The organism is Streptomyces cynarae, from assembly GCF_025642135.1.
In the GTDB taxonomy this organism is placed as follows: domain Bacteria; phylum Actinomycetota; class Actinomycetes; order Streptomycetales; family Streptomycetaceae; genus Streptomyces; species Streptomyces cynarae.
On record NZ_CP106793.1, the window covers coordinates 6,993,790 to 7,013,572 of the forward strand.

Genomic DNA, 19,783 nt, shown 5'->3' on the forward strand with positions numbered 1-19,783 from the left:
TTCTCGTCGTCAATAGGCGCAGCCCAAATAATTGAGGATCTCATCAGTAATGGCAGCGTCATCGTTGCGACGGTTACACTGGCCGCATGCCGACGTCAGCCCCGCCCAAGAACCGCTTCGAGCGACGCCGTGCCGAGACCCGCCAGGCGCTCGTCCGCGCGGCCCGGCAGATCCTCGCGGAAACCGGGGACACGAGCGCGAGCATCCAGGCCATCGCCGAGCGCGCCGATGTCGGCTTCGGGTCCTTCTACAACCACTTCGAGTCGAAGACGGAGCTGTTCGACGCGGCGGTGACGGACGCCCTGGAGGAGTTCGGGCAGGTCATCGACGTGCGCGTGGAAGGCATCGACGACCCGGCCGAGCTGGTCGCGGCCGGCTTCCGGCTCACCGCCCGGATGGCCGACTCCCACCCGGAACTCATGCGAATCCTGCGCGACCGCGGCCTGTCCCACATCCACTCCGACCGCGGCCTCGCCCCACGTGCCCTGCGCGACCTGGAGATCGGCATCGCCTCGGGCCGTTTCTCCTGCGGCGATGCGACCATCGCCCTGTCCGCCCTGGGCGGCACCCTGCTGTCCCTGGTGGCTCTGCGGCTGGACCGCCCGGACCTCGACGGCGACGAGGCCGCCTCCGACCTGGCCGAGATGGTCCTGCGCATGCTCGGCCTCGCTGCGGACGACGCCCACGAGGTCACCCGGCGCCCGCTGCCCGATCTCGCCCGATGACCTCCTGCACCTGAAGCGCGGCCCTCCGCGGTGCTACGCCGGCGGCGACGAGGAACGCGGTCGCCGCGGCCTCGCCCGTGGGGTCGGTCCACGGGCATGCGGCGTTCTCCTCGGCGAGGGCCAGCATCAGTGCCTCCAGCGCTTGGGCGAGGACAGGTGCGGGAAGGTGGTCCGCGAAGACGCCCTTGCGCTGACCGCGCCGTAGGGTGGCGACGGCTTCTGCGCGGGCCGGTGCGAGGGTGGTGCGGATCTCGTCCTCTCCCAGATGGCGCCGTCCCAAGGTGATGAGCATCCGGTAGTGGTCGCCCACCGTCCATGCCGCCAGCACCATCCGTGTCATCGTTTCCAGCGGGTCGGCATCCGTGGTCCGCGCCGCGGCGAACGCCTGCCGGAGCTCATGGCCCGCTTCCCGCGCCAGGTCGGCGATCAGCGCATGCCGGCTGGGGAAGTGTCCGTAGAGGGTGCGCCGGGCGACGCCGGCCGCCTGAGAGATGCTGTCGAGGCTCGCGTCGGGGTCGTCCCGCAGTTTCTGCCGGGCGGTCGCGAGGATGCGTCGGCGGTTGGAGTGAGCATCCTTGCGCTGCACAGTACGGCCCGGGGTGTCGGTCGTCTGCATGGTTCTTTCTCTCCACGATTGCCGGAAAGCCGTGGGCGCCGGTGCTCCCTCACGCACCGGCGCCCACTCACCCCTGCCCAGGGTGGCTTGTTGTCCTGCTGACGGGCGTCAGGGGACGAGGATGAGGCGGATCGGGTCGCCGATCTTGTTCTCCAGTCGGTGGACGGCGTGGGCGGCCTCGGCGAGCGGGATGTGGTCGGTGATGGAGGGGGCCAGGTCGAGGCGGCCGGCCGCGGTCAGCTGCACCAGCTCGGAGACGGACTCGGGGAAGCCGCCGTAGTGGCCGCGCACCTGCTTCTGCAGGTAGTTGAAGGTCAGTCCTTCGGTGATGGTCAGTGGCCGGGGCGTGATGCCGACCAGGATCAGGGAGCCGCCCAGGCCGAGCACGGAGGCGGCCTGGTCGCGGACGGCGGGGACGCCGGCGCAGTCGAAAGCGAAGTCGAGGCCGCGTCCGCCGGTGGCTGCGCGGACCTGGTCGGCGAAGTCGGGGGCTGCCGGGTCGAGCGCGAGGTCCGCGCCGAACGCCAGGGCACGCTCGCGAGCGCTGGGCAGCGGGTCGACGGCGATGATCGGGGCGGCGCCGACCAGGCGGGCGAGGCGTACGTTGTGCGCGCCGACTCCGCCCACGCCCCAGACCCCGACGGACTGGGCGGCACGGACGCCCGCGGTGGCGACGACGGCGGCGTAGGGGGTGGAGACCGCGTCGGGGATGATCGCGGCCTGGTCGAAGGGGAGGCTGTCGGGGATGGGGATGAGGGTGTCCTCGCGGGCGATCACGTACTCGGCCCAGCCGCCGTCGTAGTCGATGCCGGCGGTGAGCATCCGGGCGCAGGGGCGGTGGCGCACGCATCCGGCGCACTTGCCGCAGGTCTTGCCGGCCTCCAGGGTGACGCGGGTGCCGACGGACAGGCCGCGCTTGAGGTCGGGGCCGAGCGTGTGGATCACCCCGGAGACCTCGTGGCCGACGGTGATGGTGTCGGAGGTGGCGAACAGCGGGACGAGGGAGCCGTCGAGCAGGTGGACGTCGGAGAGGCAGACGCCGGCGGCCTTGACCTCGATGAGGACCTCGCCCGGCCCCGGCACGGGGATCGGGACCTCTTCCACGGCGAACTTCTTGCTGTCCAGGTGGAAGCGTCCGGCGAGCATGGTGTCCATGGTGATCTGCTTTCTGTGAGCGGCACGGCCCGGTGGTTCGGGCCATGGGTGCCATGGGGTGTCTGAATGGCCGGTGGGGCCGGGAGGCGGGCGGGGAGGCAGGACGTCCGCACGCCTCCCGGCGGCCGGGGGTCAGCGCGCCTTGACGGCGTGCGACGGTCAGGCGAAGACGTCCTGCTGGTATCGCTCGTCGGCTTCGAGCTGGGCGAGCCACTGCTGGGCGGTCTCGTCGTCGCTGCCGGTCTTCTGGCGGTGGATGGCGGCGAGGGCCTCGCGGACGGCGGGGGCCATGCGGCGGCCGTCACCGCAGACGTAGATGTACGCGCCGTCCTGGATGGCCTGCCACACCGTGTCGGCGGCGTTGGCGATGGCGTTCTGCACGAACCGGGCCGGGTGGCCGGTCACCGCCGAGTAGGCGGTGTGCACCTGGGCGATGCCGGCCTGCTCCCAGTCCTCCATCTCCTGGCGGTAGAAGTAGTCGTGCTCCGGGTGGCGGCAGCCGACGAACACCTGGGACAGGCCCACCTGGGTGCCGTTCGCGTGCTGTGTCGCCCGCTCCTCCAGGAAGCCGCGCAGCGGTGCGATGCCGGTGCCGGGGCCGATGAGGATCAGCGGCGTGGCGGGGTCGGCGGGCGGGGCGAACGTCGGGGAGGGCACGCGGACGTAGCCGTAGACGACGTCTCCGGGCTCGAGGCCGGCGATGTAGGAGGAGCAGGTGCCGCGGTACTGGCCGTCGCCGGACAGGGCCGGGCCCTCCAGCAGGCCGACGGTCAGGCGCACATGGCGCGGGTTGGCGGACGGGGCGGAGGAGATGGAGTAGAAGCGCGGGCGGATGGGGCCCATCATCTCCAGGAACATGGCCAGCGGCAGCTCGACGGCCGGGAAGCGCTCCAGCAGGCCCAGCACCGAGATGCGCTTGCCGAGGATCTCCTTCTGGTAGCGCTCCTCGGCCTCCTGGGTGTCGGCGGTGTACGCCTGGAGCTGCGGCCGGGTCCACGGGCACTCGGTGTACTCGGCGAGCGTCTGGATCTGGGAGCGGGTGGCCACGTCCTGCAGCTCCAGGAACTCGGTGAGCAGGATGCCGGCGGTGACCGGGGTGCCGACCGGCAGGTGGGTGCGGCCACCGGCCGGCTGGTCGAGCCGGAGCACCTGGTCGTACTCGACGCCGAGCCGCCTCAGGGCGCGCTCCACCAGGGCGAGTTCGTTCTTGGCGAAGACGGCCAGGTGGTTGCCGGTGTCGTAGGTGACGCCGTCGGGCAGCTCGATGGTGATGGACTTCGCGGACGGGCGCGGCGGCTCGATGCTGAAGTCCCACAGTCCGGTCGCGTCGGCCACGAGCTCCTCGTTGGCGACCACGGTGAGCGGGTACGCCTGCTCGGAGACGATGGCGGGGCGCACGTCGGACTCGGTGAGCAGCTGGACCTGGTAGCGGGGGCCGCTCGCCTGGGAGGTGTCGGCGGCGTACTCCTCGGCCAGAGTGGCCCACAGGGTGTTCATCCACCGCGTGGCCATGCCGTCGAAGTCACCGGCGGCGTCCGCGATGCCGCGCTCGACGACCGGGGTGGCGCCGGCGGCCAGCAGACCTTCCTCGATCCGCTTGGGGAATGCCTGGTAGGTGGCCACCCACTGGGTGTTGCCGGCGCCCAGCAGCGCGAACCGCACGTTCGACAGTGAACCCTCAGGCAGTCCGGCGGCCAGCAGGTCGTCGAAGCGCTGGGCGTTGTCGGGGGCCTTGCCGTTGTAGCTGGCGGCGACGACGGCGAGCAGGCCCTCGGAGGGCAGGTTGTCACCCAGCTCGTCCAGGCTGATGAGGGTGGTGCCGAAGCCGGAGCGCTCGCCGCGGTCGGCGATGGTGCGGGCCAGGTCCTCGCAGGAGCCGAGGCTGGAGCCGTAGGCGACGGTCAGGTTCACACCGACACCACTGACCGCTGCCTGCGCCTGCGTGTCGCCGGTCTGCAGGTCCGCGGCGCCGAAGACGGTCCGCTGGTGGTCCTGACGCTTACGGACGACCAACTGGAAGTCGCCGGGCTTGCGCGTCAGCGCCTCGCGGACGTCCATCTTGTAGTCGGTGGTGTCGGAGAACCTGAACTTCTGCAGCACGAGCGCAAGCGCCAGGCGGGCCTCGGTGAGCGCGAACTGCCGACCGATGCAGGCACGCACACCGTTACCGAACGGCTTGTAGGCGTGCGGGTGCTGCTGGGCGCGGTTCTCCGGCAGCCACCGGTCGATGTCGAACTCCTCCGGCCGGTCCCATGCCTTGGGGTGGGAGTGCAGCGCGCCCATGAGGATGTTGGCCCTGGTTCCCTTCTTCAGCTCGTACCGGTCGCCGATGACGGTGTCGTCGATGGGCGCCTTGGCGATCAGCGGGATGGGAGCCCACAGGCGCAGGGTCTCCTCCAGGATCCGCGGGATCACGTCCAGCTGCATGATCGTGTCGTAGTCCGGCACCGTGTCGCCCGGCAGCATCCGGTCCACCTCGGCGTAGGCTTGGGCCAGCACGTGCGGGTTGCGCATCAGCGAGTACGTGGCGAACGACAGCAGACCGCTGGTGGTCTCGTGACCGGCGATCAGGAAGGTCACCACCTGGTCGCGGACGTTGTCGTCCGCCAGCAGCTTGCCGGTCTCAGGGTCGGTGGCCTCCAGCATCAGGCCGAGCAGGTCCTCCTCGCCGGTGCCCTTCCCCTCGCGGCGCTCCTTGATCACGCTCTCGACCAGGTCGCGCATCAGCTGGATGTTCTGGCGGTACTTCCTGTCGTCCGCCTTGCGGAGCTTGGTCATCATCGGCAGCTCCTGGGAGCGCCGCATCGACTCGATCAGCGCCTCCAGCAGCGAGTTGAGGAAGGGGTGCAGTTCCTCCTTGTCGAAGGACTTGAACCGGTAGCCGAAGCCGGACAGGGCGATGGTGTCCAGGGTGAGCCGGGTGTAGTCGTCGGTGATGGCGACCGGCTGACCCTCCCGGCTCTCCCACTTGCCGACGAGGTTCTGGGCGATCTCCAGCATCTGACCGAAGTAGGTCTTCATGGCCCGCTGGCTGAAGGCCGGCAGCAGGATCCGGTGGGCCATGGCCCATTCCTCTTCGTGCTGGTGGGCCGTGAACAGGCCCGCCCCCGTGTAGTCCCGCACATGGCTCAGCGGCGTCTTCTCGATCTGCTTGAAGAACCGCGTCTCGTCGCAGACCTCGGCCACCAGGTCAGGGTCGTAGACGAAGACCTGCTCGACGCCTGCGATGTCCATGCCGTAGATGCCCTCGGGGAACTGCTTGGACAGCTCACCGAAGTACTCCACCGGATTGGTGTCGGGGATCTGCGGCGTGTTGCCGAGGAGGGGGATCCCGCGCGGGGACCGGATGGGGCGAAGGTCGTTCGCGTGCGTGGTCATGGCTTGCTCCTTTGTACGGAGAGAGGGGGAAGGGCAAGGGCGCCGGTCGATGCCGCGCTGCACGACAGAACCATACGTCGTATGGAATTGAAACCATACGCGGTACGGAAAGCGGAGTGCAACCCGGGTGGGCAAGGGCTGCTGTGAGGGAGCTCATTTTCGTACGACGTATGGAACTGGTACCGTACGTGGTATGGAAAAACCGAGGCGTCCCCCGCGGGGCACAAGGAAGAGAGACGTGCCTCTGACCGAGGCCGGGATCTATGCCGCCGCCCTGCGGCTGATCGACGAGGACGGTGTCGAGGCGCTCACCATGCGCAAGCTCGCGACCGTGCTCGACGCGAACCCGATGTCGCTGTACCACCACGTGCCGAACAAGGAAGCCGTGCTGCGCGGCGTGACGAGAATGGTCGGCGCCCAGTTCCGCACCGTGACGCTGGAGGATGCTCCCTGGCAGGAGCGCATCCGTCTGCTCGCCACGGACTTCCGGACACTGGCACACCGTCACCCCAAGCTGATGGCCTACTCGTTCAGCCACCAGCCGGAATTCATCCAGCCCGACGACCCGTTCTGGACCGCGCTCACCGCGATCGTGGCGGCCGCCGGGGTACCGCGGTCGAAGGCCCCGGAGATCGCCGCGCTGATCGCCGCCGTCGTCGTCGGTGTCCTCACCGCCGAACTCAACGGCTCGCTCCACCAGTGGGCGAACCTCAAGCCCCACGGCCCTGAAGCCGACGAAGACGGGGCCGCGGACGCACACCCTGGCTCTACGGGTGCGGCCCCCGAAGGCCCTGACCAGGACCACATGTTCCGCCTCGTGATGGACACGCTGATCACGGGCCTGGAAAGCCGCCTCACCGCCGGTCGTGACGGCCGGCACGCCGGCCATTGAGCCAGTCAGCCTGAGGCGCTGCCCCCAGGCACTGGCGGCTGAGGCGCGCCCGCAGTCGGGCGATCTCAGGCTGCGACACACGGGAGCCACCCCGTCACATCGGGTGATGCCGCCCGGCGGGGTGGTTCCACATCCAGCCTCTACGCGGCAGCCGTATGCCGACGCTGAACCGTGAAATGACCATGGTCGTTGGCTTGTTCCTGGTCTCCCTCCTGGAGGGGAGACCGGCCAGACTTCTGTCGGTGGACTTCGAAAAGGCGTGAGATCAGAGCGTCGCGATGGCCTGCGGGGGCCGGCTGCACATTCGACAGTCGACGCCAACGACCGAAAACGAGCACACGGTACCGTGGCCCCCCTGCCCCCGGTCGTCGCCGCCACAGGTCACCGAGCGCCAGTTCCTCGGACTCGTCGTGTACGCGGCTCAGCTCTCCGACGGTTTCCTGACTGTGCCTCAATTACTGGTGGTAGCAGGTCATTTGCCGCTTCGCCGACAGGTACGTACCAACGTGTTACGCGCGTAAATCCTGCCTCCGGCTTCTTGTTCGCTGACCGCGGGGCGCGGAATACTCCCGTCCGGAACTTGTCAGGGACACGCCGTTCCCGAGGGCCCTTGTGCCGCCCTGACGGGTGTCCCCTTGTCCCCACCCAGGAGGAACGAGTGAAGGTCAAGACCCCCCGCACCGCCAGACGCTCCGGGCTGATCGCCTTGGCGTCCGGGCTCCTCGCGGTGTCGCTCACCACGCCCACCGCCCAGGCCGCCCCCTCCGCCAAGGCCTCGCCCGAGGCCGCGGCCAAGCTCACCAAGACCCTCGGCACCACCTCGACGGCGGGCTCGTACTACGACGCCGAGACCAAGTCCGTGGTGGTCAACGTCACCACGCGGAAGGCCGCGGAGGCCGTCCGCGAGGCCGGTGCCGTGCCGAGGCTCGTCACCCACAGCTCAGCGCAGCTGGCCAAGGCCGGCGCCGCCACCAAGGCTGCCGACATCCCCGGCACCGCCTGGGCCGTCGACCCCAGGAGCAACAAACTTGTGGTGAGCGCCGACAGCAACGTCTCGCACGCCGACATCGCCGAGCTCAAGTCCGCCACCGCCTCCTACGGCGACGCGGTCACCGTCAAACGAGTCAGCGGCACCTTCAGGAAGCTGCTCAACGGCGGCACCGCCATCTACGCCGACGCCGGCTGGCGCTGCTCCGTCGGTTTCAACGTCCGGAGCAGCGGCGGCGCCTACTACTTCCTGACCGCCGGTCACTGCACCGACGGTTACCCGAGCTGGTACACCAACTCCGGCCTGAGCACCTACGTCGGCCCGACCATCGACTCCAGCTTCCCCACCAACGACTACGGCATCGTCCGCTACGACAACACCGGCGTCAGCCACCCCGGCACCGTCAACCTCTACAACGGCACCAGCCAGGACATCACGTCCGCCGCCAACGCCTACGTCGGCGAGTCGGTCAAGCGCAGCGGTTCCACCACCGGCGTGCACGGCGGGACCGTCCAAGCCCTCAATGCCACGGTCAACTACGGTGGCGGCGACGTCGTCTACGGCCTCATTCAGACCAACGTCTGCGCCGAGCCCGGCGACTCCGGCGGTTCGCTGTTCGACGGCACCAAGGCGATCGGTCTGACTTCCGGCGGCAGCGGCGACTGCACCTCCGGCGGTACGACCTTCTTCCAGCCGGTGACCGAGGCGCTGAGCGCGTACGGCGTCAGCGTGTACTAGGTCCTCCTCCCTCTCCCGAGCGTTGACGACGCACGTGACCGCCGCCCGGAAGGCGGCGGTCACACGCGGCCTGTGGGTGCGCCGTTCCGCCAACCCGCCCTACGCCTCCTGGGGACGTTCGCAGGCGACAACGGTGAGGACAACGCCGCGCACACGCCCTGGGCCTGGGACGACGGGGACGACGGCAGCGATCTGCAGGACGGCTCGACCGCGCGTGACCCCGCGTACCTGATCTCGCAGTACTTCGCCAACACCGCTCTGCTCAGCCTCACCTACACCCGCAACGCCTACCGGTCCTGACGGGCACACCTAAGAGAGGGCTCATGAACACTGCAGCAGACTCCGGCCGAGGCCTGGACCGGCGTACCATACTCCGCGGCGCGCTGGGCCTGACGGCCGCGCTCGGTACGGCGGCGACCGTAAGCCTCGGGTCGGCCTCCCGCGCCTCGGCCTACGGATGGATCCGCACTCTTCAGCAGGGCGACAGCGGCTCCGATGTGAAGGAGTTGCAGATCCGCGTCGGCGGCTGGGCCGCATCCAGCGCGCAGCAGACCTACGTCGCCTGGGACGGTGCCTTCGGTGCGGCCACTTACAACGCGGTCAGGCGGTTCCAGTCCGCGTACGGCCTCACGGCGGACGGCGTCGTCGGCCCGCAGACCCAGAGCGTGCTCAACAGTCTCGAAAGCAGCGACGGTTCCACCGCGCACTTCGACTGGAGCGAGTTCTACTCCCATGACGGGTCCGGCTTCAGCGGCGGGCAGGTGGGCGCCGCCGAGGTCAAGGAGAACGTGCGTCGGCTGATGTACAAGCTCGAGGCCGTACGCAAGAAGGCCGGCAACAGCGCGATCACGATCAACTCCGGTTTCCGCAGCGTCTCCTACAACGCCTCGGTGGGCGGCGCGTCCAACAGCATGCACGTCTACGGCGTCGCCGCGGACATCGTCGTCTCCGGACACACCACCCTCCAGGTGTACAGGATCGCTGAGACCTGCGGATTCTCCGGGCTCGAGGCCTACACCCACTCCTGGCAACATGTGGACAGCCGCGTCCAGTACCCCTCCTACGGCTCCGGTTCCTGGTGGTGGGAGAGCGGCGTCGTGTGACCTCCCTCCGCCCACACGCGTCGACCCGCCCCGCTCTTCAGAGGAGTTGACGATTCTTGAAGTTCCGTGCCAAGGCCCTCACCATGGCGGCCATCGTGGTCACCGCGGTTGCCCTGCAGCAGTCCGCTGCCAGGGGAAAGGAAAGCGGATGTCCGCACTCCGTGCCGGCCGTGCGGCCGCCGTCGTCGCCGCGGTGAGCGCCGACAAAGGGGCTGCACAGAGAAGCGGTTACTGCGAGGACCGGTGGCGGTCGGCACCAGGACACCCGCAGGAGCAGTTCTTCGCGCGCCGCAAGGGCGCCCGGCCGACGGGAGCAGGCAAGGCCACCACTGCCGGCCGGGACCATCACGGAGATGTGGCCAACGGTGGTTGCCGGACAAAGGGTGCCCTTGGTCTCAGCGATCGACGCTGTACCGATCGTGGTTGTAGTGAACCGACTCGTCACGGTCCCCACCTCGACGCCGGCCGTGGTTGCCGGAGCCCGGTCACGCAGGGCAGAGCCGTCCTTGGACCGGAACGGCGCGCTGTCCGAGTCCGAGGAGACGCACATGACCACACAGGTGCCCTGCTTATGGGTCGGTATCGATGCCGGCAAGGGCCACCACTGCTGGGTCGCCATCGACGACACCGGAACCACCATTGCAGGGCCGCCGGATACCGGCCCTTCTGGCCGCGTCACTCGTCGCAGGCCGACCGTCAGCGCAAGGGAGAGTCCACGGTGGGCGTCAGCACGGTCTCGTCGAGGCCGACGATCTGGCTGATGTCGAAGCCCTCCATGTCCGCGCGGAATTCAGGACTCGACAGGTATGCCTCCAGCCGCTCCTGCACGTCGTCGGCGTCCTTGTAGGAAACGAGGGCGTACAGCCGGGGAGTGTCGCTTCCGGGCGCCGCGGGCACCGTCCAGACGCCGTGGGTGGTGATCCGGTGCTTGACCATACCGGGAATGTGATGGGCCCAGATCTTCTCGTAGGCGGCGAGCGCATCGGAGCTGCGCAGGGTGTAGACGCGAAGCTGGTACTGGGACATGACACTGGTTCCTTTACATCTGAGCATGGATGGTCGGCGGTCAGCCTTGGGGGAGGAGGTGTGCCAGTTCGGCATCCCAGTCGATGAGTCCGGACTCGGTACCCCGTGGCACCAGAGCGTGGGTGTCCTGAAGGAAGGACGAGATGTCCTGCATGGGGACCTCGAGCAAGGCGGTGCCTGCGGAAGAACCGAGGGCGATGTAGATCGACTCGTCACCCCGCCCTGCGGCCGACCAGATCCGGACGTCCGCGTGGCCTGCGCAACCCTTCAGCCCGTCAGCCAGAAGATCCCGCCCCAGGATCCATTCGGCCGGCTCGTCGCAGTCGACGAAGAAGGCGGCACGGACGACATAGGGATCAGCGGGCTCGTAGCGCAGACGTACGCAGAGGGGCAACGAGTAGACGTGCGAGACGACCAGCTGCACGGCCACCTGCCGTTCTACGACCTTCAAGGACTTCTTCATCGGCTTGCGCTCCTGGGTAGGGCTCGGCGGTGCCTCACACCGGCCGGTGGCGAAGAGGCAGCGCGGGCGGAGGCGGTACAGCGGGGCGCGGGCGCCGGACGGCACCGGCGCACCGCATGGTGAGTGCGTTGCACTCACTCGGCCGGCGGTCGGGGACGCTGCCCCCCGGCCGCCGGACGGGTCCCCGCCGCGGGCAGGGACAGGGCCGAGGGGAACTGCTTGCGTGCATGGCCGATACCCGTCTCACCGGTCGTCGCGGCTCAGGTCATGGTGGTGCCTGCCCCAGCCGTCGTGCTCACAGCGGTTTCCGTCGTGGCGGTGGGGCCTGTCGGACGTCCAGCCGTGTCCCTCGCCCTCCCAGCGGTAGAAGTGGCCATCGCGGTAGTAGAGCCCGTCGCAGTCGTGCCGGGTCGAATCGCTGCCGTGGCGGTCCTGGTGCCAGCCGCGGGTCTCGTCGCAGGAGTAGCCCCGCTCGAGCAGGTAGCCGACACCGTGGTCCCAGCTGTAGTCAGCGGTCACGGCCCCGTCGGTCGGGTGCTGGGCGTGCGCGGACGCAAGGGGCGCGGCCGAAGCAGTGCCACCGGCACCGAGGACGGCGGCACCGGCGACCGCGACGGAGGAGACAGTGAGGGCGATGCGCTTAGCGAGCTTGTTCATGATCTTTCCTTCCCGAGGGGGTGATCTGCGCCAACGGCGGTTCTGCCAGGCGATGTATGACGCCCGGTGTGGTCCGAGCGGGCAGTTCCATACGTCGTATGGAAGCGCGCTTTCATTATTACCATACGTCGTATGGAAATGTCGAAGTGGCGAAGGTAACCGTTGACCGGCTGGCACCAGCGCCAACAGATGTCGCTCTTCAGGGCGAGCTGCCCGTTGCCGGCCCCTCGGCACGTCGGCCTTCCTCGCCTTGGCCGCGGCGGTGTGTCCTGGTGATCGGTGGCTTCACCGGCCCGGAGATCCCCGTAGCCCGCGGAGTGAGGTCTCGAAGTCACGGATGCATCCAGTACGCCGCAGAGGCGGGTTTGCGATCGCCGGAAGGCGGGACGAGTATTTTTTTAGGGCGTGACGACCGGGGCACCCTCTGATGCCGACACCGTCGATGCAGCGCCCCCGTCTGGTTACGCCCGCGCTCACAGCCGACAAGCCTCACCGTGAAGGAAGCGGCGACGACGGATGGGGCATCCGGCCCCGTCGCCCTGACGGGAGGCTTGAGAAACCGGCCCATGGCTTCATGACCGAGGCTGCGTGACCGGGTCGATGGTCGCCGTGGGGCGGAGGCGGAGCGGAAGGAGTCTGCCCATGCGGATCGTCGTGGACCTGAATCGGTGCCAGGGATACGCGCAATGCGTGTATCTGGCGCACGAGGTCTTCAAATTGAACGGCCAGGAGGCGCTCACCTATGAGCCGAACCCCGACGACGACCGGCGCCTGCAGGTCGAGCGAGCGGCTGCGGCGTGCCCGGTGCAGGCGATCGTGATCGACCGCTTGGACGGCGCGAAGCGGGGCGAGACGCCATGACTCTGCGGGCAACGGTCGCAGAGCTGGTGCGCGAGTTCCGGGCCAGCGGCCGGATCGTCATCGTGGGCGCTTCCCTGGCCGGGCTGCGGGCCGCGGAGACGCTGCGCGAGGAAGGCTTCACCGGTTCCCTGACCGTCATCGGGGACGAGGCGTACGAGCCCTACGACCGTCCGCCGCTGTCCAAGCAGGTGCTCAAGGGCTGGGTGCCGGCCGACCACACGAAGCTGCCCCGCATGCGAGAAGTGGATGCGGACTGGAGGCTCGGGGTGGCCGCCGTCGGGCTGGACCGCGTGACCAAGCAGGTGTCCCTGGCCGACGGGGAGCAGGTTCCGTACGACCGGTTGCTGATCGCCACGGGCACCCGCGCGCGGCAGTGGCCCAACCCGGCCGAGGCCGCACTGCACGGTGTCCACACGATTCGTTCGCGTGACGATGCGGAGCAGTTGCAAAAGGCGCTGGCCGAGCCGCCGTCGCGGGTCCTGGTCGTCGGCGCCGGGTTCATCGGGTCCGAAGTGGCTTCTGTCTGCCGGGAACTCGACATCCCGGTGACCGTCGTCGAGCGGGGTTCGGCGCCGCTGGTCGGCGCGCTGGGCGGGGTGATCGGGGAGATCGCCGCGCAGATGCAGCGTGATCACGGCGTGGACCTGCGCTGCGGGCTGGGCGTGTCGTCGCTGGAGGGCGACTCCGAAGGGCATGTGCGGCGGGCGCGCCTGTCCGACGGAACTACTGTCGACGCCGATGTGGTGGTGGCCTCGCTGGGGTCGATCCGGAACGTGGAGTGGCTGGAGGGCTCCGGGCTGGCGGCCGGTTTCTGGGGCGTGGGGTGCGACGCCGGTGGCCGGGCCTTCGACATCAACGGTGTGGTCACCGACAGCATCTACGTGGCAGGCGACGTGGCGCGTGCGCCGCATGTGCTCTACGAGTACCAGTTCCTGGCGATGGAGCACTGGGACAACGCTGTTTTCGGTGCGGAGGTAGCGGCGCACAACATGGTGAACCTGGAGCCCCACTATCGTCCGCATCTGCTGCTGCCCGGCTTCTGGTCCGGTCAGTTCGGCGTGAACATCAAGTCCGTCGGCGTGCCGCCTTTCGGTGACGAGATCGTCTTCACCCAGGGGTCGGTCGAGGAGCGCCGTTTCGCCGCCGCCTACGGCCACCGAGGCCGCATCGTCGCCGCCGTCACCTTCGATCACGGCAAGTGGTTGGAGTACTACGGGAAGTTGATCGAGCAATCAGGTTCATTCCCGCCTCCGCCGCCGGGCTGGGACCAGCCGCCCGACATGAAGCCGATGCCGGCCGAGTTCCCGGACCCCAGGGTCCCGACGGGGATCCCCGACGTCGTCCTGACCGGCCATGCCCCGAGCGAGCGGACGGCCGAGTTCCGGCCCCGGCGCCACTGACCCGGCCCGCCGGGCCGAGCGTGCAAGCGGACAGCACCGACAGGAAAAAGGAGGGGAGCCTCGTGGCCGAGGAAACCCCCTGGCAGCAGGCGCTGCGCTACGCCAACCGCGCCAACCCGTACCCCTTCTACGAGGAACTGCGCAAGACACCGGTGGCGCGGCAGCCGGACGGAACCTATGTCGTCAGCACCTACCGGGAGATCGTCACGCTGCTCCACGACCCCCGGGTCAGCTCGGATCCACGCAAGTGCCCCGCTCCGGCCGCCACCCCGGCCGAGGGAGCGGCGGACGCGGAGGCCGAGCCGATCACGGAGGCGGTCATCTCCTTGGAGCCGAACATCATCACCCAGGATCCCCCCGAGCACGATAGAGACCGCCGGACGATGATGCCGCATTTCGTCGGGCCTCCCCGTTCCCCTCACCTGATCTCCGACCTGGAGCCCGAGATCCATCGCATCGTGGCCGGGCTCCTGGACGGCATGAAGGGCAAGAACCGGATCGACGCCGTCGACGACTTCGCCTACCCCCTGCCGGTGACGGTGATCTGCAAGGTCCTGGGCGTGCCGCTGGAGGACGAGCCACGCTTCCACCACTGGATCGAGGCCGCCCTGGACGCCCTGGACTTCGGCCCCGAGGCCGCGTCCGAAGAGATCCGGAGCCGGCTGGCCGGCGGACGGCGGGCCGTGCAGGACTTCGGGCAGTTCGCAGCCGACCTGCTCGACCGGTACGCCGACCAGCCCGGCCCGGGCATGCTTTCGGCCATGGTGAACGAGGACGGCACGGAGGGGCGGATGTCCAAGGGCGTGCTCGCCAGCAACGCCCTGCTCCTGATCTTCGCGGGACACGAAACCACCGTCAACCTGATCGCCCACAGCGTGCTCACGCTGCTGAGGCACCGCGAAGCGCTGGAGGAGCTGCGCCGCCGTCCGGAGCTGATCGTGCCCGCGGTGGAGGAACTGCTGCGCTTCGAGTCGTCCGTGCAGTTCTGGCACACCCGGTCCGCCCTGGAAGACATCGACATCGCCGGCACCACCATCCCCAAGGGGGCTCCGATCTTCCTGGCGTACGGGTCGGCGAACCGCGACCCGGAACGGTTCACCGACCCCGACCGGCTCGACCTCGAACGCCGCCACAACGAACACCTCGGGTTCAGCCAGGGCATCCACTTCTGCTTCGGCGCCCCGCTCGCGCGACTCGAGGTCCAGATCGCGGTCGGCGAGTTCGTCCGCCGGGTACAGAACCCCCGGCTCGTCGAGGATCCGCCGCCGTACCGGCACAACCAGATCTTCCGCGGACCCCGCCACGTCCTCGTAGACATCGACGGCATCCGCGACTGACCAGCGTCGCGTAAAGGATCGCCATGCGGGCTTTTCAACTCGTCGGCTGGCGGCAGCCGCCCGAGCTGCGCGAGGTGCCGACACCGGAGCCCGGGCCGGCACAGGTCCTGGTGAAGGTCGCGGGTGCCGGTGCCTGCCACTCCGATCTGCACATCATGCAGGCACCCGGACCGCTGGCCGGCTTCACGAATCCGCCCTTCACGCTCGGGCACGAGAACGCCGGGTGGGTGGAGCGGCTGGGACCGGGCGTCACTGGGTTCGCGCCCGGGGATCCTGTGATCGTCTACGGCGCCTGGGGCTGCGGAGGGTGCGCCAACTGCCGTGAGGGCAGGGAAAATTACTGCCAGAAGCGCGCGGGTGAAGGACCGGGCCTGGGCGGTGGTCACGATGGCGGCATGGCCGAGTACCTGCTGGTCCCGGCGGCGCGCTACCTGATTCCGCTCGGCACCCTCGATCCCCGCCAGGCCGCCCCGCTCAGCGACGCCGGACTGACCAGCTATCACGCTGTGAAGCGGTCGCTCCACCTGCTGGGGCCGGGCTCGACCGCGGTCGTGATCGGGGCCGGCGGTCTGGGCCAGATGACCATTCAGATCCTGCGTGTGCTCAGCGCGGCGACCACCGTCGTCGCCGTGGACAGTGACGCCGGCAAGCTGGAGACCGCCCAGCGCTTGGGCGCCGAGGAGGCTCTGCTCTCGGGCGACGAGGCGATCGCGCGCATCAGGGACATGACGGAGCAGCAGGGCGCTCAGCTCGTGCTGGACATGGTAGGCATGGACGCGACCCTGCGGATGGCTGCCCGGGTGGCCAGGGTGCTCGGGCACCTGACCATTGTCGGACTCGGCGGCGGAGCCCTGCCCGTCGACTTCTCCAGCCCGCCGCACGAGTGCTCGGTCGCCTCGCCCTACTGGGGCTCCCTCACCGAACTGATGGATGTGATCACGCTCGCCCAGCAGGAAAAGATCAAGGTGCTGGTCGAGTACTTCCCCCTGCAACGGGCGAACGAGGCTTACCAGCTCCTGCACGACGGCAGGATCCAAGGACGTGCCGTCATCACCCCCCAAGCGTGAATGCCGTCGTTCACCCGAACGGGACACCACGACTGTTCCTGGCCGCCGGCATCGGATGCCCAGGCGGCAACGGCGGGCAGGACCGTCTCGTTCGGTGCTTATGCCGCCCTGGTGCAGGACCCGGCTTATCGGGACAACAAGCTTGGCACGGCAGTGCACATCCTTCCGGAATGTCTGGCACGCCACGAGGGCCCGGAGCTGGTGGTCCGTACCGGGCTGCTCACCGTTGCCGGGCCGGATGCCGTACTGGTGAGCAACAACCCCTACCAAGTGGATGACCCGGCCGGGCCGGGCAGGCGGGCCCACCTCGACTCCGGTCTCCTGGGAGTACTGGCCGTCAGGGCGGAGACGCCCGCCGAAACGGCCACGAGGCTGCGCAGCGGACAACCGCACGGCCTCACCCGTCTCGCCACGCCCGACGACGTCGTCGTCTACGCCGACGTCCCCGCCCTCCCTGCCGGGCTGGACGGCGAAGCCGTCAGCCTGCCGACTCCCGTGCGGTGCCGCATCAGCCCTCGGGCACTACGGGTATGGGTTCCCCGGCATCGTCCCGGCGCCCGGTCTGCCGGGCGACCACCAGGGTGAGCCGCCATCCGGCGGGTGGTCTGAGCCTCGGGGAGCCCTTCCCACCCGCCGTGCATGCTCCGCGGAACCCGCTGCCCGTCCGTTCACCTGGAGAGCCGTGAGCTGGAGCCCACGCGTCTGATTTTTCGATCACCTGTGAAGGTCTTGACGTCCAAGCCATTACGTCTGATGATTTCATCAGGAATGGGCAATTTGCTCCAATATGACACATACCGCACCGTGTGCCGGTCACCGGGACATCGTCGTTCACCACCGCTGCACACAGGGTCGCCGGGCCACAGGCCGACGCTCCTACTTCCGCACCGATGGGATGGACCGCGAATGACCAACATTGACCACACCCTCCTCGCCGAGCCCGTGAGCCTCCCTGAGGTGCCCGATGCCGCGATAGCGATGATCGATGCCGAGGGCGTCGTCGTGGGGTGGACGCACGCCGCCCAGCAGCTCGTCGGCTATACGGCCGGGGAGGTCGTGGGCCGGTCCGCCGTACACGTGCTGCCGCCTCCCGAGGACGCACGGAGGGCTTCGGCGTTCTCCGAGCAGTGCCGTGAGCGGGGCGGCTGGTCCGGCACTGTCGCGATACGCCACCGCGACGGCCACACGCTCAGGATGACGCTGCGGGTCTCGCTGCTGCGAGGGCAGGACGCCGGCACCCGGTGGCTGGTGTCCGTGACGGACATAGGATCTCTGTCCTCGGGGGCGACCGGGGGACCGGTGCGGGAGTCGCTCCTTGCTCGAGCCCCGATCGGCATCGTCGTTTATGACGCGCAGCTGCGGTGTGTCTGGGTGAACGACGCCATGGAGCGGCACGACGGCGTGCCTCGTCACCGACGCTTCGGGCGCGGTCTGAAGGACTCGCTGCCCGCCGTCGAGGCCGAAGCGCTCAAGGTGGTGATGCGGCAGGTACTGCAGAGCGGCACGACGACGGTGCACGAGTACCGTGCGTGGCCGCCTGCGGACCGCCCCCGCGAGCACGCGTTCTCCGCCTCCTTCTTCTGTCTCCAGGGCGCGGACGGCACGCCGCTGGGCGTGTGCTCCATGACCGTGGACGTCACCGGAAACAAGCGGGCGCGCGAGCGCCTCGCCATCCTCAGCGAGGCCAGCACGCACATCGGCAGCACCCTCGACGTGATGCAGACCGCCCAGGAACTGGCAGAGCTCACCGTGCCCCTGCTGGCCGACCACGCCGTCGTCGACCTGGTGGAGTCGGTTCCGTTCGGACTCGAGCCCGCCGCACGGATCGGCACGACGAGCGGACGCCGCCCTGTGTTGCGCCGTGCCGGGGTGTCTTCCGTCGACCAGGGTGTCCTGGAGATGCCAGCGGTGCGTGAAGAGGTGATCCACGTCCCCCCGACCTCGTCGTTCGCCGCCGTCCTGCGCACGGGCAGGTCTCACCTGGAACCGGTGCTGGACACCCATGCCGGCCCCTGGGTCGACCACGATCCGACGCGTGCGCAGAAGGTACGCGACAGCGGCGTCCACTCCTTGATGGTCGTCCCCATCCGTGCCCGGCACTGCGTGCTGGGACTGGCGCTGTTCGGCCGTTCCACGGAACAGACGCCGTTCCAGGAGGACGACCTGCTCCTCGCCGAGGAACTGGTCACCCGGGCCGCGCTCTGTCTGTACAACGCGCTCCAGTACGCGCGCGAGCGCACCGCCGCTCTCACGCTGCAACGCGACCTGCTCCCTCACCGGGTGCAGGGCGGTGCTGCCCTCGAGGTCGCCTCGCGCTATGTGCCCGCCGACATGGACCACGGAGTGGGGGGCGACTGGTTCGACGTGATCGAGCTGTCCGGCGCCCGGGTGGCCCTGGTCGTCGGCGATGTGGTGGGACACGGCATCAACGCCGCGGCGACCATGGGCAGGCTGCGCACCGCCGTGCGCACGCTCGCGGACCTCGACCTCCCCCCGGACGAACTGCTGACGCACCTCGACGACACGGTCCGGCGACTGAACGACGAGGACGCCGACGACACCGACCGGGTTCCCGCGGTCGTCGGTGCCACCTGCCTGTACGCCGTCTACGACCCGGTCTCCCGACGGTGCACGCTGGCACGGGCCGGGCATCCGCCGCCCCTGGTCGTCGACGCACAGGGCAGGGTCACCATCCCCGACCTGCCGGCCGGAGCCCCGCTCGGCCTCGGTCTCGGCCTGGTGCCTTTCGAGTCCGTGGAACTGGAACTGCCCGAAGGAAGCGTGCTCGCCCTCTACTCCGACGGCCTGGTGGAGTCCCGCGGCGAGGACATCGACGTCGGTTTGCGGCGTCTGGGCGCCGCCCTGGCACAGCCCGGTGCCGCCCTGGAGGACCTGTGCTCACGGGCGATGGAGACCTTGTCGGCGCAGGCACCGGCCGACGACGTCACCCTCCTCCTTGCGCGGACGCGCGCCCTGCCACCCGCCCAAGTCGGGTCCTGGGATCTGCCGAACGAACTCGTCACCGTCCCGACGGCCCGGCGTCTGGCCGCCCGTCAACTCCGTGAATGGGGTCTGGAGCCGCTGGTGACGGCCGTGGAGTCGCTCGTCAGTGAACTGGTCACCAATGCGATCCGCCACGGCGACGGCCCGATCCGCCTACGGCTCATTCAGCACCGGGTGCTTACCTGCGAAGTCTCCGACACCAACACCGGTCAACCACGCCCCCGCCATCCCGGCAATCTCGACGAGCACGGCCGCGGCCTTTACCTCGTCGGTCGGCTGTCGCGCAGATGCGGTTCCCGCTCCGTGACAGACGGCAAGGTCGTCTGGGCCGAACAGGACCTGCCATCCCCAACAGGCGCCCGCTGAGCGCCGAC

At 69.2% G+C, this 19,783-nt stretch carries 17 protein-coding genes; 11 read left to right on the plus strand and 6 right to left on the minus strand.

Annotation, left to right across the window (positions count from 1 at the left end; all coding sequences use genetic code 11):
• Positions 1 to 86 precede the first annotated feature (86 nt).
• Positions 87 to 725, plus strand: a complete 639-nt coding sequence (locus tag N8I84_RS31745; protein ID WP_263232836.1) for a TetR/AcrR family transcriptional regulator — start codon at positions 87 to 89, stop codon at positions 723 to 725.
• Here the strand turns inward: N8I84_RS31745 and N8I84_RS31750 are convergent.
• From N8I84_RS31750 to N8I84_RS31760, 3 genes are all read right to left on the minus strand, one after another.
• Positions 691 to 1,341 (minus strand): TetR/AcrR family transcriptional regulator, encoded by a 651-nt coding sequence (locus N8I84_RS31750; protein ID WP_263232837.1) that lies wholly within the window; start codon positions 1,339 to 1,341, stop codon positions 691 to 693. The genes N8I84_RS31745 and N8I84_RS31750 overlap by 35 nt on opposite strands.
• A gap of 108 nt (positions 1,342 to 1,449) precedes the next feature.
• The gene (locus tag N8I84_RS31755; RefSeq protein ID WP_263232838.1) at positions 1,450 to 2,496 is read right to left on the minus strand and encodes a zinc-binding dehydrogenase; all 1,047 of its coding nucleotides are present in this window, start codon (positions 2,494 to 2,496) and stop codon (positions 1,450 to 1,452) included.
• A gap of 159 nt (positions 2,497 to 2,655) precedes the next feature.
• Entirely contained in the window at positions 2,656 to 5,874 is a 3,219-nt protein-coding gene (locus tag N8I84_RS31760) for a bifunctional cytochrome P450/NADPH--P450 reductase (protein WP_263232839.1), read from the minus strand.
• A 238-nt stretch (positions 5,875 to 6,112) separates the two neighbouring features.
• On the opposite strand from N8I84_RS31760, the gene N8I84_RS31765 reads away from it, so the two are divergent.
• The 4 genes from N8I84_RS31765 (at position 6,113) to N8I84_RS31780 (ending at position 9,595) form a co-directional block, all read left to right on the plus strand.
• Positions 6,113 to 6,766 (plus strand): TetR/AcrR family transcriptional regulator, encoded by a 654-nt coding sequence (locus N8I84_RS31765; RefSeq protein ID WP_263232840.1) that lies wholly within the window; start codon positions 6,113 to 6,115, stop codon positions 6,764 to 6,766.
• 658 nt (positions 6,767 to 7,424) lie between these two features.
• Positions 7,425 to 8,492, plus strand: a complete 1,068-nt coding sequence (locus tag N8I84_RS31770; RefSeq protein WP_263232841.1) for a S1 family peptidase — start codon at positions 7,425 to 7,427, stop codon at positions 8,490 to 8,492.
• Positions 8,493 to 8,564: 72 nt separating this feature from the next.
• Positions 8,565 to 8,792, plus strand: a complete 228-nt coding sequence (locus tag N8I84_RS31775) for a hypothetical protein (protein ID WP_263232842.1) — start codon at positions 8,565 to 8,567, stop codon at positions 8,790 to 8,792.
• Positions 8,793 to 8,815: 23 nt separating this feature from the next.
• Positions 8,816 to 9,595, plus strand: coding sequence for a D-Ala-D-Ala carboxypeptidase family metallohydrolase (locus N8I84_RS31780; protein WP_263232843.1), 780 nt, complete (start codon positions 8,816 to 8,818; stop codon positions 9,593 to 9,595).
• A 696-nt stretch (positions 9,596 to 10,291) separates the two neighbouring features.
• Here the strand turns inward: N8I84_RS31780 and N8I84_RS31785 are convergent.
• The 3 genes from N8I84_RS31785 to N8I84_RS31795 all read right to left on the minus strand — a co-directional run bounded on the left by N8I84_RS31785 (position 10,292) and on the right by N8I84_RS31795 (position 11,741).
• Positions 10,292 to 10,621, minus strand: coding sequence for an NIPSNAP family protein (locus tag N8I84_RS31785; protein ID WP_263232844.1), 330 nt, complete (start codon positions 10,619 to 10,621; stop codon positions 10,292 to 10,294).
• Positions 10,622 to 10,661: 40 nt separating this feature from the next.
• Entirely contained in the window at positions 10,662 to 11,084 is a 423-nt protein-coding gene (locus N8I84_RS31790) for an SsgA family sporulation/cell division regulator (RefSeq protein WP_263232845.1), read from the minus strand.
• Between the two features lie 243 nt (positions 11,085 to 11,327).
• Positions 11,328 to 11,741, minus strand: a complete 414-nt coding sequence (locus N8I84_RS31795; protein ID WP_263232846.1) for a hypothetical protein — start codon at positions 11,739 to 11,741, stop codon at positions 11,328 to 11,330.
• Positions 11,742 to 12,383: 642 nt separating this feature from the next.
• On the opposite strand from N8I84_RS31795, the gene N8I84_RS31800 reads away from it, so the two are divergent.
• From N8I84_RS31800 to N8I84_RS31825, 6 genes are all read left to right on the plus strand, one after another.
• Positions 12,384 to 12,602, plus strand: a complete 219-nt coding sequence (locus N8I84_RS31800) for a ferredoxin (protein WP_263232847.1) — start codon at positions 12,384 to 12,386, stop codon at positions 12,600 to 12,602.
• Positions 12,599 to 14,002 carry an NAD(P)/FAD-dependent oxidoreductase gene (locus tag N8I84_RS31805; protein WP_263232848.1) on the plus strand — a complete coding sequence of 468 codons (1,404 nt, stop codon included), beginning with the start codon at positions 12,599 to 12,601 and terminating at the stop codon, positions 14,000 to 14,002. The genes N8I84_RS31800 and N8I84_RS31805 overlap by 4 nt, the downstream gene beginning before the upstream one ends.
• Positions 14,003 to 14,064: 62 nt before the next feature.
• Positions 14,065 to 15,339 carry a cytochrome P450 gene (locus N8I84_RS31810; protein WP_263232849.1) on the plus strand — a complete coding sequence of 425 codons (1,275 nt, stop codon included), beginning with the start codon at positions 14,065 to 14,067 and terminating at the stop codon, positions 15,337 to 15,339.
• 23 nt (positions 15,340 to 15,362) lie between these two features.
• Entirely contained in the window at positions 15,363 to 16,406 is a 1,044-nt protein-coding gene (locus N8I84_RS31815; RefSeq protein ID WP_263232850.1) for an NAD(P)-dependent alcohol dehydrogenase, read from the plus strand.
• 111 nt (positions 16,407 to 16,517) lie between these two features.
• Entirely contained in the window at positions 16,518 to 16,991 is a 474-nt protein-coding gene (locus N8I84_RS31820) for a diacylglycerol kinase family protein (RefSeq protein WP_263232851.1), read from the plus strand.
• A gap of 321 nt (positions 16,992 to 17,312) precedes the next feature.
• The gene (locus tag N8I84_RS31825; protein ID WP_263232852.1) at positions 17,313 to 19,775 is read left to right on the plus strand and encodes a SpoIIE family protein phosphatase; all 2,463 of its coding nucleotides are present in this window, start codon (positions 17,313 to 17,315) and stop codon (positions 19,773 to 19,775) included.
• The last annotated feature ends 8 nt before the right edge of the window (positions 19,776 to 19,783 follow it).

What these genes read in the sequence shown, in the direction of transcription:
- N8I84_RS31745 (WP_263232836.1), top strand. Translation starts at nt 87, where the DNA reads ATGCCGACGTCAGCCCCGCCCAAGAACCGCTTCGAGCGACGCCGTGCC.
- N8I84_RS31750 (WP_263232837.1), bottom strand. Translation starts at nt 1,341, where the DNA reads ATGCAGACGACCGACACCCCGGGCCGTACTGTGCAGCGCAAGGATGCT.
- N8I84_RS31755 (WP_263232838.1), bottom strand. Translation starts at nt 2,496, where the DNA reads ATGGACACCATGCTCGCCGGACGCTTCCACCTGGACAGCAAGAAGTTC.
- N8I84_RS31760 (WP_263232839.1), bottom strand. Translation starts at nt 5,874, where the DNA reads ATGACCACGCACGCGAACGACCTTCGCCCCATCCGGTCCCCGCGCGGG.
- N8I84_RS31780 (WP_263232843.1), top strand. Translation starts at nt 8,816, where the DNA reads ATGAACACTGCAGCAGACTCCGGCCGAGGCCTGGACCGGCGTACCATA.
- N8I84_RS31785 (WP_263232844.1), bottom strand. Translation starts at nt 10,621, where the DNA reads ATGTCCCAGTACCAGCTTCGCGTCTACACCCTGCGCAGCTCCGATGCG.
- N8I84_RS31790 (WP_263232845.1), bottom strand. Translation starts at nt 11,084, where the DNA reads ATGAAGAAGTCCTTGAAGGTCGTAGAACGGCAGGTGGCCGTGCAGCTG.
- N8I84_RS31795 (WP_263232846.1), bottom strand. Translation starts at nt 11,741, where the DNA reads ATGAACAAGCTCGCTAAGCGCATCGCCCTCACTGTCTCCTCCGTCGCG.
- N8I84_RS31800 (WP_263232847.1), top strand. Translation starts at nt 12,384, where the DNA reads ATGCGGATCGTCGTGGACCTGAATCGGTGCCAGGGATACGCGCAATGC.
- N8I84_RS31805 (WP_263232848.1), top strand. Translation starts at nt 12,599, where the DNA reads ATGACTCTGCGGGCAACGGTCGCAGAGCTGGTGCGCGAGTTCCGGGCC.
- N8I84_RS31815 (WP_263232850.1), top strand. Translation starts at nt 15,363, where the DNA reads ATGCGGGCTTTTCAACTCGTCGGCTGGCGGCAGCCGCCCGAGCTGCGC.
- N8I84_RS31825 (WP_263232852.1), top strand. Translation starts at nt 17,313, where the DNA reads ATGACCAACATTGACCACACCCTCCTCGCCGAGCCCGTGAGCCTCCCT.